Below are 14,816 nucleotides of genomic sequence, written 5' to 3' on the forward strand. Positions count from 1 at the left end.
GGTAGGCTGACGAGGAATCACCACACGACACATGGGGAGAAATCTGTGACCGTCAACTGGACTGACGCGGATCGCCGCGCCATCGACACCCTCCGCGTCCTCGCCGCCGACGCCGTCGAGAAGGTGGGCAACGGGCACCCGGGAACGGCGATCTCGCTCGCCCCCGCCGCGTACCTGCTGTTCCAGAACGTGATGCGCCACGACCCCTCGGACTCCCACTGGCTCGGGCGTGACCGGTTCGTGCTGTCGGCCGGGCACTCGTCGCTGACGCTGTACCTGCAGCTGTTCGCGTCGGGCTACCAGCTGGGCCTCGACGACCTCAAGGCGCTGCGCACCGAGGGCTCCCTCACCCCCGGCCACCCCGAGTACGGGCACACCGACGGCGTCGAGATCACCACGGGGCCCCTCGGCACCGGCGTGGCCTCCGCCGTGGGCATGGCGATGGCGGCCCGCAAGGAGCGCGGCCTGCTCGACCCCGACGCCGCTGCCGGCGAGTCGCCGTTCGACCACCACGTCTACGTCATCGCCGGCGACGGTTGCCTCCAGGAGGGCGTGTCCTCCGAGGCCTCGAGCCTCGCGGGCACCCAGGAGCTCGGCAACCTCATCCTCATCTGGGACGACAACCGCATCTCCATCGAGCACGAGACCGACATCTCGTTCACCGAGGACGTCGAGGCCCGATACGCGGCCTATGGCTGGCACACCCAGCACGTGTCGTGGATCACCGAGGGCGGCTACGAGGAGAACCCCGACGCGCTGCTCGAGGCGATCGAGGCCGCCAAGGCAGAGACCGGCAGGCCGTCGCTGATCCGCCTGTCGACCATCATCGGCTGGCCGTCGCCCACCAAGCAGAACACGGGCGGCGTGCACGGCTCGGCGCTCGGCGCCGACGAGGTCGCCGGCCTCAAGTCGGTGCTCGGCTTCGACCCGGCCGAGTCGTTCGTCGTGGAGCCCGAGATCCTCGCGCACATGCAGCAGGTGAAGGACCGCGGCCAGGCGGCCCACTCCGAGTGGAACGCGCAGTTCTCGCGCTGGGAGGCGGAGAACCCCGAGCGCGCCGAGCTGCTGTCGCGCCTCGTGGGCCGCGAGCTCCCCGAGGGCTGGGACGAGGCCCTGCCCTCGTTCGAGGTCGGCACCAAGGTCGCGACCCGCGCGGCATCGGGCAAGGTCCTCGGAGCTCTCGCGCCGGTCCTGCCCGAGCTGTGGGGCGGCTCGGCCGACCTCGCCGGCTCGAACAACACCACCATGGCCGGCGAGCCGTCCTTCATCCCGCCGCGTCGGTCCACCCACTCGTGGCCCGACGCCCAGTGGTACGGCCGCACGCTGCACTTCGGCATCCGCGAGTTCGGCATGGGCGCGATCATGAACGGCATCACGCTGCACGGCCTGACCCGCGTCTACGGCGGCACGTTCCTCGTGTTCTCGGACTACATGCGCGCCTCCGTGCGCCTCGCCGCGCTCATGCAGATCCCCACCACCTTCGTGTGGACCCACGACTCGGTGGGCCTGGGCGAGGACGGACCCACGCACCAGCCGATCGAGCACCTCGCGACGCTGCGCGCGATCCCGGGCCTCGACGTGGTGCGCCCCGCGGACGCGAACGAGACCGCGGCGGCATGGAAGGCGATCCTCGAGACGACGGACCGCCCGTCCGCGCTGATCCTCTCCCGCCAGGGCCTGCCCGTGCTCGAGGGCACGTCGGCCGAGGGCGTCCTGCGCGGCGCCTACGTGATCGCCGGCGCTGACGAGGACGCCGACGTGCTCCTGCTCGCCACCGGCTCGGAGGTGTCCATCGCGCTCGAGGCTCGCGAGACGCTCGCCGCCGACGGCGTGAAGGCGCGCGTCGTGTCGATGCCGTCGCGCGAGCGCTTCGCTCGCCAGGACGCCGACTACCGCGAGTCGGTCATCCCGGCCGCCCTCAAGGCGCGCGTCTCGATCGAGGCCGGCTCCGCGCTCGGCTGGCGCGAGGTCGTTGGCGACGCTGGCCGCTCGGTGTCCATCGACCACTTCGGCGAGTCCGCCGACGGTGCGCTCCTGCTGCGCAAGTACGGCTTCACCGCCGAGAACGTCGCGGCCGTCGCCCGCGAGTCGATCGCCGCGGCGCAGTGACCACTCAGCCGTGACCGCCACCGCATGACTATCGACCACTGACTCCGGTGGGGGCGCGCCCCGCGTGCCCCCACCACCATCACGCCGCTACCGAACCTCGGAGGCCCCGCCCGTGAACAACCCGTTGCGCGATCCCCGGGATCGCCGGCTCCCCCGCATCGCCGGATCGTGCGGCCTGGTCATGTTCGGCGTGACCGGTGACCTCGCGCGCAAGAAGCTCATGCCGGCGGTGTACGACCTGGCCAACCGCGGCCTCCTGCCCCCGGCGTTCGCGCTCACGGGCTTCGCTCGTCGCGACTGGGACCGCGAGGACTTCGAGGGCGTCGTCTACGAGTCCGTGAAGAAGCACGCGCGCACGCCGTTCCGCGAGGAGACCTGGAAGCAGCTCGCCGAGGGCATCCGCTTCGTGCAGGGCACCTTCGACGACGCCGACGCCTTCCGTCGCCTGCGGGAGACCGTGGAGGAGCTCGACGAGCGCCGCGGCACCGGCGGCAACCATGCGTTCTACCTGTCGATCCCGCCGTCGGCGTTCCCTCAGGTGCTCACGCAGCTGCGGGACTCGGGTCTGTCGGACCAGCGCGACGGCGCGTGGCGTCGCGTCGTCATCGAGAAGCCGTTCGGGCACGACCTCGAGTCGGCGAACGCGCTCGACGAGGTGGTCTCGGACGTCTTCCCGCCCGACTCGGTGTTCCGCATCGACCACTACCTCGGCAAGGAGACGGTCCAGAACCTGCTCGCGCTGCGGTTCGCTAACCAGCTGTTTGAGCCCATCTGGAACAGCCAGTTCGTCGACCACGTGCAGATCACCATGGCCGAGGACATCGGCATCGGGTCGCGCGCGGGCTACTACGACGGCATCGGCCAGGCCCGCGACGTCATCCAGAACCACCTCCTCCAGCTCTTCGCGCTCACCGCGATGGAGGAGCCCGCGACCTTCGACGCCGACGACCTGCGCGACGAGAAGGAGAAGGTGCTGCGGGCGACCAAGCTGCCCGCCGACCTCGACGCGAACACCGCGCGTGGCCAGTACGCGGCCGGCTGGCGCGGCGGCGAGCAGGTGGGCGGCTTCCTCGACGAGGACGGCATCTCCCCAGACTCGATCACCGAGACGTACGCCGCGATCCGCCTCGACGTGCCCAACCGCCGCTGGGCGGGCACGCCGTTCTACCTGCGTGCCGGCAAGCGCCTCGGGCGACGCGTCACCGAGATCGCGCTCGTCTTCAAGAAGGCGCCGAGCCCCTACTTCCAGGAGATCGACGGCGTCGAGGTCGGCAACAACGCGCTCGTGATCCGCGTGCAGCCCGACGAGGGCGTGACGCTGAAGTTCGGCTCCAAGGTCCCCGGCACGGGCATGGAGGTGCGTGACGTCACGATGGACTTCGCGTACGGCAACGCGTTCACGGAGACCTCGCCGGAGGCGTACGAGCGCCTGATCCTCGACGTCCTGCTCGGCGACCCGCCGCTGTTCCCGCGTCACGAGGAGGTCGCGCTGTCGTGGAAGCTCCTCGACCCGATCACCTCGCATTGGGAGAGCAACGGCCAGCCCGAGCCGTACCGCTCGGGCACGTGGGGCCCGCCCTCGGCTGACGCCATGCTCGCGAAGGACGGCCGCGTCTGGAGGCGCCCATGATCATCACCCTGCCCAAGACCACCGTCTCGGAGATCAACAAGGCTCTCGTCAACGCGCGCAAGGAGGGCGGCGTGGTCTCCCTCAGCCGCGTGATGACCCTCGTCATCGACGCGACGGACGCCGATCCCGAGGACGCCATCGAGACCGCCAACGTGGCCTCCCGCGAGCACCCGTGCCGCATCATCGTCGTCGCGCCGGCCGAGCAGGGCGACGACTGCCTGGACGCCGAGCTGCGCGTGGGCGGCGACGCCGGCGCGTCCGAGGTCGTCGTGCTGCGCCCCTCCGGCGAGCAGACCGCGCACTCCGACACGCTCGTCACTCCCCTCCTGCTGCCCGACGCGCCCATCGTGGCGTGGTGGCCCGCAGGGGTCCCTGTGAACGCCGCCGGCACCGGCATCGGCACCATGGCCGTGCGCCGCATCGTCGACTCGAAGGGCGACCCCGAGCCCGGCGCCGTGCTCGCGCGCATGGCGGCGGACTACGCCCCGGGCGACACCGACCTCGCGTGGACCCGCGTGACCCGCTGGCGCGCGCTGCTCGCCGCGGCTCTCGAGCAGGTCGAGGACCGCCGCGTCACCCGTGCGCGCCTCCACGGCGACACCGGCAGCCCGTCGATCCTGCTGCTGGGCGCCTGGCTGCAGAACACGCTCGGATGCGAGATCGAGGACTCGTACGACGACTCGGTGCGCGGCCTGCAGTCGATCACGCTCGAGACCCCGTCCGGCGAGATCGGCATCTTCCGCCCCGACGGCCACAACGCGACGCTCACGCAGCCCGGCCAGCCCGACCACACGATCGCGCTCCCGGCGCGATCGCTGGGCGACTGCCTGGCCGAGGAGCTGCGCCGCCTCGACGACGACCCCGTCTATGGCGAGGCGCTCGAGCGCTACGCCGCCTCCCGCGACTGAACGGAGCAGCCATGCCTGAGGTCATCGTCTACGCCGACGCGGACGCCGTCGCCCAGTCCACCGCCGCGCGCCTGCTGGTGCGCATCGGCGACGTGCTCGCGCACCGCGACCGCGCGGACGTCATGGTCACCGGCGGCACCGTCGGCATCGCGACGCTCGCGACCGCGGCGGCCTCGCCGCTCGCGCAGACCATCGACTGGACGTCGGTGCACGTGTGGTGGGGCGACGAGCGCTTCGTCGAGGCCGGGCACGCCGACCGCAACGAGGGCCAGGCGCAGGCCGCGTTGCTGGGCGGGCTGCCTCTGCCCGAGGGCAACATCCACCGTATGGGCTCGTCCTCCGCGTTCGCGACAGCCGAGGACGCGGCCGCCGCGTATGCAGCCGACATCGCCGAGGCCGGCGACCCGGCTTGGGACATCCTCATGCTCGGGCTCGGCCCCGACGGCCACGTCGCGAGCCTCTTCCCCGGTCACCCGGTGTACGTCGAGTCCGACCCGGCGAGCGCATCGGCGCTGCCCGTGCACGACTCACCCAAGCCGCCGCCCACGCGCGTGACCCTGTCCCTCGCGACGATCAACCGGGCCCGCGAGGTGTGGGTGGTCGCGGCGGGTGCCGCCAAGGCGGATGTCGTGGCCCGCTGCGTCCACGGGGACGCTCAGCTGCCGGGCGCAGCCGTCCGCGGCTCGGAGCGCACCTTGTGGCTCGTCGACGCGGCGGCGGCGACCCGCATCTGACGCGTCAGAGACGCGCCTTGACCGTCTCCACGATGGTCGTGATGTCGTACTCGTCGGGCTTCGAGTAGATGACCTCGTCGTCGGCGCGGAACGTGAACACGCCCTTGTCGCCGGGCTTGAGGGTCACGCCTCCCAGTCCCTGGCCGAACGTGCTCAGCAGCGTCCGCTGCGCGTCGAGCGCACGGTCCAGGTAGCCGCAGGGGACGCAGTACTCGATCTCGATCTGCATGACTCTCCTCATCCGGGCGGGCTCGTTCCCGCCCCTCATGACGACACTATCGCCCGCGCGGCCATTCCCTCGGCCGCCCTGAACGCTCCGCCGTTAGTCCACTCGTGTCGGCGCGCCCGGCTTCTCCGTCCCGCTTCACCGTCCCGCTTCACCGTCCCGCCTCACCGACAGTTCCGAACATCTGCGTCGCAACACGCCGAGCGACACGCCACCCGCGGCTGCGACACGACGGCGTGTCGGGCGCGCGACGTTCGTGACTGTCGGGTGCGGGAGTTGGCGCAGCCGGAGCGCCGGCCTCCGCATAGCCGATGCGCGGGCCGGGTGGGTGCCAGCGCGGCTCTAGCAGTGGCGCCGATGCGCGGGCCCGGCTCGTCCTGGTACGGCACCGGCAGGCGCGCCGATGCGCGAGTCGACGTGGCGGCGCGGCGCTGGGTCGCGTCCTGGTCAGGATGGCCGAGACGCGCCGAGGCCGCCCTCCCCTTGCGGGTCGGGCGGCCTCGGGGTGCGAGCCGTCAGTCGGCGACGGCGACGGACTCGCGGCGCGCGCGCAGCTCCGTGAGAGCCTCGTCGAGCAGGGCCTTGCCCTCCTCGTCGGTGCGACGCTCCTTCACGTAGGCGAGGTGCGTCTTGTACGGCTCGTTGCGGATGGGCTCAGGAGGGTTCTCCTGGTCCAGGCCCGCGGGGAAGCCGCACTTGGGGCAGTCCCACTCGAGCGGGATCTCCGGCGCGTCCGTCTCATCGCCCAGCGCGAAGCTCGGCGACGTGACGTGGCCACGCGCGCAGTAGTAGTTGACGGTCTGGCGAGGCGCGGACTCGCCGCGTTCGTCCTCGCCCATCGGGCCCGCGCCTACGCGCGAGCCCCTGATGGCGTTTCCAGCAGCCATGGTTCCCCTCGTCGTCCCTCTACAAAGCGAAGCGGCTGATGAGACCGAGAAGCACGATCACCATCACCCACACGATCGCCGTGATCCAGGTGATGCGCGTGAGGTTGCGCTCACCGACTGCGGAGGACTGCACACCCGAGGCGAAGCCACCGCCGAACATGTCGGTGATGCCGCCGCCACGGCCGCGGTGAATCAGCACGAGGCCGATGAGGATGAGGCTGGTGAGCACCAGCAGCACCCACAGAGTGGTCTCGAGAATCGCCACAGTTCTCCTTAGGTCGCGGTCGAACGGCTACAAGGATACGCGACGCAGCGCGCCGAGTGGGACTAGATCCCCACCTGGTGCGCGCGGAACCGGACGATCTTCGCGAACTCCTCGGGATCGAGGCTCGCTCCGCCGACCAGGCCGCCGTCCACGTCGGGCTGCGCCATGAGCTGAGCGATCGAGCTCGACTTCACCGAGCCGCCGTACAGGACGCGCACGCCGTCGGCGAGCTCAGCGTCGTACAGCTCGGCGAGGCGACCGCGGATCGCCGCGCACACCTCCTGCGCGTCCTCGGGCGTCGCGACCTCTCCGGTGCCGATGGCCCAGACGGGCTCGTAGGCGATGACGACGTCCTTGGCCTGCTCGGCCGGCAGGTCCTTCAGCGCGCCGTCCACCTGCGCGAGCGTGTACTCGACGTGGGTGCCCTCCTTGCGGATGTCGAGCCCCTCGCCCACGCACACGATCGGGACGATCCCGCTGCCGAACGCCGCAGCGGTCTTCGCGGCCACGACCTCGTCCGACTCGCCGTGGTACTCGCGGCGCTCGGAGTGGCCGACGGCCACGTAGGAGACGCCGAGCTTCGACAGCTGCGAGCCGGCGACCTCGCCGGTGTACGCGCCGGACGCGTGCTGCGAGATGTCCTGGGCGCCGTACTTGATCTCGAGCTGGTCCGCGTCCACCAGGGTCTGCACCGAGCGGATCGAGGTGAACGAGGCGAGCACGGCGACCTCGACATCCTCGAAGTCGTGCTTGCCGTCGCGCAGCAGCCACGCGAGCTTCTGCACGGTGTGGGTGGCCTCGAGGTGGTCGAGGTTGAGCTTCCAGTTGCCAGCGATGAGCGGCGTACGTGCCATGAGTCAGTCCTCCAGAACGGCAAGGCCCGGCAGGACCTTGCCCTCGAGCAGTTCGAGCGACGCGCCGCCGCCCGTGGAAATGTGCGAGAAGCCGGCCTCGTCGAAGCCCAGGCGGCGGACCGCGGCGGCGGAGTCGCCGCCGCCGACCACGGAGAAGCCGTCGGCGTCGATCATGGCCTGCGCGACGGCCGCCGTGCCGGGAGCGAAGGCCTCGAACTCGAACACGCCCATGGGGCCGTTCCAGACGATGGTCTTCGCGTCCGCGATCTTCGCGGCGAACGCCTTGCCAGCCTCGGGGCCGATGTCGAGGCCCATCCAGCCGTCGGGGATCTCGCTGGCCGGCACGGTGCGGTGCTCGGCGTCAGCGGCGAACGCCGCGGCGACCTCGATGTCCTCGGGCAGCACGATCTCGACGCCATTGGCCTCCGCGGTGGCGAGGTAGCCCTTGACCTTGTCGATCTGGTCCTCCTCGAGCAGCGACGAGCCCACGGAGTGGCCCTTCGCGGCGAGGAACGTGAACACCATGCCGCCGCCGATGAGCAGGCGGTCGGCCTTGCTCAGCAGGTTCTCGATGACGAGCAGCTTGTCCGACACCTTCGAGCCGCCGAGCACGACCGCGTACGGGCGCTCAGGGTCGGTCGTGGCGCGCGAGAGCGACTCGACCTCCTTTTGCACCAGGAGACCCGCCGCGGCAGGAAGCTTCTGCGCGACGTCGTAGACCGACGCCTGCTTGCGGTGCACGACGCCGAAGCCGTCGGAGACGAACGCGTCGGCGAACGCGGCGAGCTGCGCGGCGAGCGCCTCGCGCTCCTCGTCGACCTTCGAGGTCTCGCGGGCGTCGTAGCGCACGTTCTCGAGCATCGCGACCTGGCCGGGCTCGAGCGCGGCGACGGTGGCCTCGGCGGACGGGCCCACGAGGTCCTCCGCGAGGGTCACCGGGCGGCCGAGCAGCTCGGCGAGGCGTGCGGCCGCGGGCGCGAGCGAGTACTCGGGCTTGGGCTCGCCGCCGGGACGGCCGAGGTGCGCGGTGACGATGACCGCGGCGCCGGCGTCGAGGAGGCGCTGGATCGTGGGCACCGAGGCGCGGACGCGGCCGTCGTCGGTGATGGTGGTGCCGTCCAGCGGCACGTTGAGGTCGGAGCGGACCAGCACCTTCTTGCCGGTGAGGTCGCCCAGGGAGTCGATGGTCTTCATTGGTTCAGTCCTCGTTTCCGTGACATGACGACGCCCGCACACGCAGCGCGTGCGCGGGCGTCGTCACGATGACACCTGTGAAGGTCAGAGCTTGTCGCCCACGAAGACCGTGAGGTCGACGAGGCGGTTCGAGTAGCCCCACTCGTTGTCGTACCACGACACGACCTTGACCTGGTCGCCGATCACCTTGGTGAGGCCCGAGTCGAAGATCGACGACGCGGGGTCGGTCTCGATGTCCTTCGACACGATGGGGTCCTCGGTGTAGGTGAGGAAGCCCTTCATCGCGCCCTCGGCCGCAGCCTTGACGATGCCGTTGATCTCCTCGACGGAGGTCTCACGCGACGCGGTGAAGGTGAGGTCGGTCGCCGAGCCGGTGGGCGTCGGCACGCGCAGCGCGTAGCCGTCCAGCTTGCCCTTGAGCTCCGGCAGCACGAGCGCGACGGCCTTGGCGGCGCCGGTCGAGGTGGGAACGATGTTGAGGGCGGCGGCGCGGGCGCGGCGCAGGTCCTTGTGCGGCGCGTCCTGCAGGTTCTGGTCCGCGGTGTACGCGTGGATCGTCGTCATCAGGCCCTTCTCGATGCCGATGCCGTCGTTGAGCGCCTTCGCGAGCGGGGCGAGGCAGTTCGTCGTGCACGAGGCGTTCGAGATGATGTGGTGAGCCGCGGGGTCGTAGTCCTCGTGGTTGACGCCCATGACGAAGGTCGCGTCCTCGTTCTTCGCGGGCGCGGAGATGATGACCTTCTTGGCGCCGGCGTCGATGTGCGCCTGTGCCTTGGTGGCGTCGGTGAAGAAGCCGGTCGACTCGATGACGATGTCAGCGCCGAGGTCGGCCCACTTGAGGTTGGCCGGGTCGCGCTCGGCGGAGGCCGCGAAGGTCTTGCCACCCACGGTGATCGAGTCCTCGGTGTGCGAGACCTCCTGGCCCAGGCGGCCGAGGATGGAGTCGTACTTGAGGAGGTGCGCGAGCGTCGCGTTGTCCGTGAGGTCGTTGATGCCAACGATCTCGATGTCAGCGCCCGATGCGATCGCAGCGCGGAAGAAGTTGCGTCCGATACGGCCGAAGCCGTTGATACCGACCTTGATGGTCACAGTGGATCTCCTCGACTTGCGCCGGAAGGTCCCGGCGCGGTTGTGGATGGATGCTTGCGCGCACCTCGACGTGCGCAGTGGGGCCACGTCGATGACGGGCCACTTCTGTCAGCCTACTACTAACGCCCGCGCCCTCGCGCAGTACGAAAGTCCTGCTCCGAGTCAGTCGAGCTCGAGCATCTCGGGGGTGATGCCCGCCTCGGTGTCGGGGATCCCCAGCTCCTCGGCGCGCTTGTCCGCGGTGGCCAGCAGGCGGCGGATGCGTCCCGCCACCGCGTCCTTGGTCAGCTGCGGGTCGGCCAGCTTGCCGAGCTCCTCGAGCGACGCGTCCTTGTTCTGGAGGCGCAGCCGCCCCGCCTCGACCAGGTGCTCGGGCACGTCGTCGCCGAGGATCTCGAACGCGCGCTGGACGCGCGCGCCCGCGGCGACGGCGGCCTGCGCGCTGCGGCGGAGGTTCGCGTCGTCGAAGTTCGCCAGGCGATTGGCCGTGCCGCGCACCTCGCGGCGGGTGCGCTTGTCTTCCCACTCGAGCACGGAGTCGTGGGCGCCCAGGCGCGTCAGCAGCTGAGCGATCGCGTCGCCGTCGCGGATGACGACGCGGTCGACGCCCCTGACCTCGCGCGACTTCGCGCTGATGCCGAGCCTGCGCGCCGCGCCGACGAGCGCGAGAGCCGCCTCCGGTCCGGGGGACGTCACCTCGAGCGACGACGACCGTCCGGGCTCGGTGAGCGAGCCGTGCGCGAGGAACGCGCCACGCCAGGCGGCGACGGTGTCCTCGATCGAGCCCGCGACCACCTGGGGCGGCAGGCCGCGCACGGGCCGTCCGCGGTGGTCGAGCAGACCCGTCTGCCGCGCGAGGGACTCGCCCTCCTTCACGACCCGGACCACGTAGCGGTTGCCCTTCTTGAGGGCACCGCCCGACACGACGATGATCTCGCTCATGAGGCCGAAGACCTCGTGGATGAAGGCGCGCAGGCGACGGGCGCCCGCGGCCGTGTCCAGCTCGGCCTCGATCACGATCCGGCCCGACACGATGTGCAGGCCACCCGCGAACCTCAGCGTCGTCGCGACCTCGGCCTTGCGCGCGGACGTCTTCTCGACGGCCACGCGTGCCAGTTCATCCTTCACCTGTGCCGTCAGAGCCATGCGCCTTATCCTGCCACTGACCGGGGGCCGGCGGTGACGCTGAGCGCACGTTCGACGGCGATCTCGGCGAGGGCCGCGCGCAGGGCGAGCGGATCGTGCGCCGCCGCACCCGTGCCGTCCCGTAGGTCGCTCACGCGCAGGCGGGCTCCCCACGCCTCGACGGCCTCGGCAAGGCCGGGCTCGTCCGCGTGCTCGCGATCCACCAGCACGTCGCCTGGCGCGAAGCCCGGCGCGGCCCGGCACAGCGCCTGCACGTCGTCCGCGCGGGACGTCCCCGCTGTCTCCTCGTCGTCGTGGCCGACGTTGAGCACGAGCACCGCGCGCGAGGCGGCCCGCGTGAGGGCATCCCCGACGGGCGCCACCATGAAATGCGTCAGCACCGAGGTGAACCAGCTACCCGGCCCCAGGACCACCAGGTCGGCGTCGTCGATCGCGGCCACCGTGGCCTCGGGCACGCGCGGCTCCGTCGGGCTCAGGCGCAAGTCCTCGATCACGCCATCGGCGGTGGCGACGGCCACCTGGCCGACGACCTCGGTGAGCTCGTCGCCGCGTCGCACGCTCGCGGACACCTCCAGCGGGTCCGTCGACAGCGGCAGCACCCGGCCCTGCGCCTGCAGCAGACGGCTCACCCAGTCGAGGCCGTCGACGAGGTCGTCCGAGCGATCCCACAGCGCGGCGATGAGCAGGTTGCCGAGCGCGTGCCCGTCGAGCGGGCCGTCGGTGGCGAAGCGCCACTGGAGCACGTCGCGCCACGTGCGTCCCCACTCGTTGTCGGCGCACAGGGCGCTCAGGGCCATGCGCAGGTCGCCCGGGGGGACGATGCCCATCTCGGCACGCAGTCGGCCCGACGAGCCGCCGTCGTCCGCGACGGTCACCACCGCGGTCAGCTCGGGCGTGAGGCCCCTGAGCGCGGACAGGGTCGCGTACAGCCCGTGCCCGCCGCCGAGCGCGACGATGCGCGCCGGGTCGCTCACGACGCCCCGCGGTCCCGGTGGGTCGTGCGCACCGCATAGCCGCGGTCCCGCAGCGCGGTGCCGAGCGCCTCCGCGATCGCGACGGACCGGTGCTTGCCTCCCGTGCAGCCGACGCCGATGGTGACCGCATGCTTGTCGTGCGCGCGGTAGAGCTTCAGCGCGCCGTCGATCACGGAGGCGTAGCCGTCCAGGAAGGCCTGCGCGCCCTCGGAGCCGAGCACGTGGTCGCGCACGGGAGCCTCGAGGCCCGTGAGAGGTCGCAGCTCGGGGACCCAGTGCGGGTTGTCGAGGAAGCGCACATCGGCGACGAAGTCCGCATCGGCGGGGATCCCGTTCTTGAATCCGAACGACTGCACGTTGACCTGCAGCGCGGGCGTCTCGTCGGCGACCTCGGCGGTCATCACGTCCCTCAGCTGGTGCACGTTGAGGTGGGAGGTGTCGATGACGAGGTCGGCGCGGTCGCGCGCATCGGCCACGATCGCGCGCTCGCGCGCGATGCCTTCGAGGAGCGTGCCGTCCTGCTGCAGCGGGTGCGGGCGGCGCGCCTCCTCGAAGCGCTTCACCAGCGCGGCGTCCGAGGCGTCGAGGAAGATCATCCGGACGGGCACCCCGCGGTGCTCCAGGTCGTCGACCACGGGGTCGAGGTCGTGGAAGAAGCGGCCGCCGCGCACGTCCACGACAGCGGCCAGGTCGCGCTGCGCCTCGCCCGCGATGTGGGCGGTGACGAGGCCGCCGAGGAGGTGGGGCGGAAGGTTGTCGACGACGTACCAGCCGAGGTCCGACAGCACCGCCGCGGCCTTGGTGCGGCCGGCGCCCGACATGCCGGTCAGGATGAGCAGCTCGGGCGTCTGGGGCGCGGCATCGAACTGAGGCCGCGGAATGCCGGAGGGATACGTGACGGCGGGTGGCTCCTCGGTCATGAGTCCAGCATGCCACCGTCGCCGCGCAGCGCCTGGAGGATCGTGCGCGCCGTGGCGGAACCGATGCCCGGGACGAGCGCGAGCTGGTCCTCCGAGGCCTCCTTAACCTTCGCGAGCGAGCCGAAGTGACGGATCAGAGCCTTGGCGCGCTCGGGCCCGATGCCGGGGACGTCGTCGAGCGCCGAGGCCTTCATCGCCTTGCCACGCTTGCCCCGGTGCCGGGTGATCGCGAACCGGTGCGCCTCGTCGCGCACGCGCTGCAGCAGGAACAGCGCCTCGGATCCTCGCGGCAGGATCATCGGGAAGTCGTCGCCCGGCACCCACACCTCCTCGAGGCGCTTGGCGAGTCCCACGACCATGATCTGCTCGAGCCCGAGAGCGTCGAGCGCGGCGCGGGCGACGCCGGCCTGCGGGAGCCCGCCGTCCACGACCACGAGCTGCGGCGGGTAAGCGAACCGGGCGCTCTCGCGCTCCTCTGGCGGCAGCTGCGACTCCTCGAGGTAGCGCTTGAAGCGTCGGGTCAGGACCTCGCGCATCGCCGCGGTGTCGTCGGTCCCGTCCGCGATCGAGAACTGTCGGTACTCGGCCTTGCGCGGCAGCGCGTCCTCGAAGACGACCATCGACCCGACCTGGTTGGTGCCGCCCGTGTGGGAGATGTCGTAGCACTCGATGCGCAGCGGGGCGTCGGCCATGCCGATCGACTCCTGCAGCTCCTGCAGCGCGGCGGAGCGCGTGGTGAGGTCCGACGCACGCTTGAGCCGGTGCTGCTCGAGCACCTGTCGGGCGTTCTGGTGGCCGGTGCCCGCGAGCTCCGCCTTCTTGCCGCGTGCCGGGACCTTGATGGCGACCGCCGCTCCCCTGAGCCCGCGCAACCAGCTCCTGAGCGCATCGGCCCCCTCCGGCGCGACGGGGACGAGCACCTCCGCGGGGAGCTCCTCGGCGTCGGCCTCGCCGTACGCCTCCTGGATCAGCTGGGCAACCATCGCCGGAGCCTCGAGCGGCTCGGGCTTGTCCACGACCCACCCGCGCTCGCCCGTGATGCGGCCGTCCCGCACGTGGAAGACGTGCGCCGCGGCCTCCATCTCGTCGTCGACGAGGCTGAAGATGTCCGCGTCCGTCCCGGCCGCGAGCACGATCGCGTTGCGGTCGAGCACGTCGCGCAGCGCGTGGAGGCGGTCGCGTGCCCGGGCTGCGGCCTCGAAGTCCTCCCGCTCGGCGGCGTCCGACATCGCCTGCGTGAGGTCGCGGATCATCCCCTTCGCGTCGCCGCCCAGCACCGCGCACACCCGCTCGGCGAGCGCCCGGTGATCCTCCGGCGAGATGCGTCCCACGCACGGCGCGGAGCACTTGTCGATGTAGCCGAGCAGGCAGGGCCTTCCCTGGCGCTCGGCCTTGCGGAACACTCCGGGCGCGCAGGTCCGCACCGGCAGCGCCGTGAGCAGCGTATCGACCGTGTCGCGGATCTGCCACGCCCGCGCGTAGGGACCGAAGTAGCGCACGCCCTTGCGGCGTTCTCCCCGCATCACCTGGATGCGCGGGAACTCCTCGTTCATGGTGACCGCGAGGTAGGGGTACGACTTGTCGTCCTTGAAGACGACGTTGAAGCGCGGGTCGTACTGCTTGATCCAGGTGTGCTCGAGGATGAGCGCCTCGACCTCGTTGCGCACGACCGTCCACTCGACCGATGCCGCCGTCGTCACCATCATCCGCGTGCGCGGGTGCAGCCCGTGGACGTCCTGGAAGTAGTTCGACAGGCGGGCGCGCAGGTTCTTCGCCTTGCCCACGTACACGACGCGGCCGTGCGGGTCGCGGAAGCGATACACGCCCGGCTCGGTCGGGATGGTGCCAGGCGCGGGCCGGTAGTCCGCGGGATCGCTCAC

The 14,816-nt window shown here is 71.3% G+C and carries 14 protein-coding genes; 4 read left to right on the plus strand and 10 right to left on the minus strand.

What is annotated here, in order from left to right; translation table 11 throughout:
- Nucleotides 1–45: 45 nt before the first annotated feature.
- From tkt to pgl, 4 genes are all read left to right on the plus strand, one after another.
- Nucleotides 46–2,109: a transketolase gene (gene tkt / locus B7K25_RS02445; RefSeq protein ID WP_200807823.1), complete on the plus strand. Its 2,064-nt coding sequence runs from the start codon at nucleotides 46–48 to the stop codon at nucleotides 2,107–2,109.
- A gap of 112 nt (nucleotides 2,110–2,221) precedes the next feature.
- Complete coding sequence (gene zwf / locus B7K25_RS02450) at nucleotides 2,222–3,739, plus strand: glucose-6-phosphate dehydrogenase (RefSeq protein WP_084103880.1); 1,518 nt, start codon at nucleotides 2,222–2,224, stop codon at nucleotides 3,737–3,739.
- Nucleotides 3,736–4,647 carry a glucose-6-phosphate dehydrogenase assembly protein OpcA gene (locus B7K25_RS02455; RefSeq protein WP_084103882.1) on the plus strand — a complete coding sequence of 304 codons (912 nt, stop codon included), beginning with the start codon at nucleotides 3,736–3,738 and terminating at the stop codon, nucleotides 4,645–4,647. The genes zwf and B7K25_RS02455 overlap by 4 nt, the downstream gene beginning before the upstream one ends.
- An 11-nt stretch (nucleotides 4,648–4,658) precedes the next feature.
- Nucleotides 4,659–5,381, plus strand: a complete 723-nt coding sequence (pgl, locus tag B7K25_RS02460) for a 6-phosphogluconolactonase (RefSeq protein ID WP_084103884.1) — start codon at nucleotides 4,659–4,661, stop codon at nucleotides 5,379–5,381.
- A gap of 4 nt (nucleotides 5,382–5,385) precedes the next feature.
- On the opposite strand, the gene B7K25_RS02465 is transcribed toward pgl, so the two are convergent.
- The 10 genes from B7K25_RS02465 to uvrC form a co-directional block, all read right to left on the minus strand.
- Nucleotides 5,386–5,610 (minus strand): SelT/SelW/SelH family protein, encoded by a 225-nt coding sequence (locus B7K25_RS02465; protein WP_200807824.1) that lies wholly within the window; start codon nucleotides 5,608–5,610, stop codon nucleotides 5,386–5,388.
- A gap of 512 nt (nucleotides 5,611–6,122) precedes the next feature.
- Nucleotides 6,123–6,494, minus strand: coding sequence for an RNA polymerase-binding protein RbpA (locus B7K25_RS02470; protein ID WP_084103888.1), 372 nt, complete (start codon nucleotides 6,492–6,494; stop codon nucleotides 6,123–6,125).
- Nucleotides 6,495–6,513: 19 nt separating this feature from the next.
- Nucleotides 6,514–6,759, minus strand: coding sequence for a preprotein translocase subunit SecG (secG, locus tag B7K25_RS02475; RefSeq protein ID WP_084103890.1), 246 nt, complete (start codon nucleotides 6,757–6,759; stop codon nucleotides 6,514–6,516).
- A gap of 62 nt (nucleotides 6,760–6,821) precedes the next feature.
- Nucleotides 6,822–7,613, minus strand: a complete 792-nt coding sequence (gene tpiA, locus B7K25_RS13910) for a triose-phosphate isomerase (RefSeq protein ID WP_084103892.1) — start codon at nucleotides 7,611–7,613, stop codon at nucleotides 6,822–6,824.
- A gap of 3 nt (nucleotides 7,614–7,616) precedes the next feature.
- The gene (gene pgk / locus B7K25_RS13915) at nucleotides 7,617–8,807 is read right to left on the minus strand and encodes a phosphoglycerate kinase (RefSeq protein ID WP_084103894.1); all 1,191 of its coding nucleotides are present in this window, start codon (nucleotides 8,805–8,807) and stop codon (nucleotides 7,617–7,619) included.
- An 84-nt stretch (nucleotides 8,808–8,891) separates the two neighbouring features.
- Nucleotides 8,892–9,896 (minus strand): type I glyceraldehyde-3-phosphate dehydrogenase, encoded by a 1,005-nt coding sequence (gene gap / locus B7K25_RS02490; RefSeq protein ID WP_084103896.1) that lies wholly within the window; start codon nucleotides 9,894–9,896, stop codon nucleotides 8,892–8,894.
- A 162-nt stretch (nucleotides 9,897–10,058) separates the two neighbouring features.
- Nucleotides 10,059–11,042 (minus strand): DNA-binding protein WhiA, encoded by a 984-nt coding sequence (gene whiA / locus B7K25_RS02495; RefSeq protein ID WP_084103898.1) that lies wholly within the window; start codon nucleotides 11,040–11,042, stop codon nucleotides 10,059–10,061.
- Between the two features lie 5 nt (nucleotides 11,043–11,047).
- Nucleotides 11,048–12,016, minus strand: a complete 969-nt coding sequence (gene yvcK, locus B7K25_RS02500; RefSeq protein WP_084103900.1) for a uridine diphosphate-N-acetylglucosamine-binding protein YvcK — start codon at nucleotides 12,014–12,016, stop codon at nucleotides 11,048–11,050.
- A complete protein-coding gene (rapZ, locus tag B7K25_RS02505; RefSeq protein ID WP_084103902.1) occupies nucleotides 12,013–12,936 on the minus strand; it encodes an RNase adapter RapZ in 924 nt (307 codons plus the stop codon). The genes yvcK and rapZ overlap by 4 nt, the downstream gene beginning before the upstream one ends.
- The gene (uvrC, locus tag B7K25_RS02510; RefSeq protein WP_084103904.1) at nucleotides 12,933–14,816 is read right to left on the minus strand and encodes an excinuclease ABC subunit UvrC; all 1,884 of its coding nucleotides are present in this window, start codon (nucleotides 14,814–14,816) and stop codon (nucleotides 12,933–12,935) included. Before uvrC ends, rapZ begins: the two co-directional genes overlap by 4 nt.

Origin of the sequence: Demequina sp. NBRC 110056, assembly GCF_002090155.1 — a bacterium.
GTDB lineage: Bacteria > Actinomycetota > Actinomycetes > Actinomycetales > Demequinaceae > Demequina.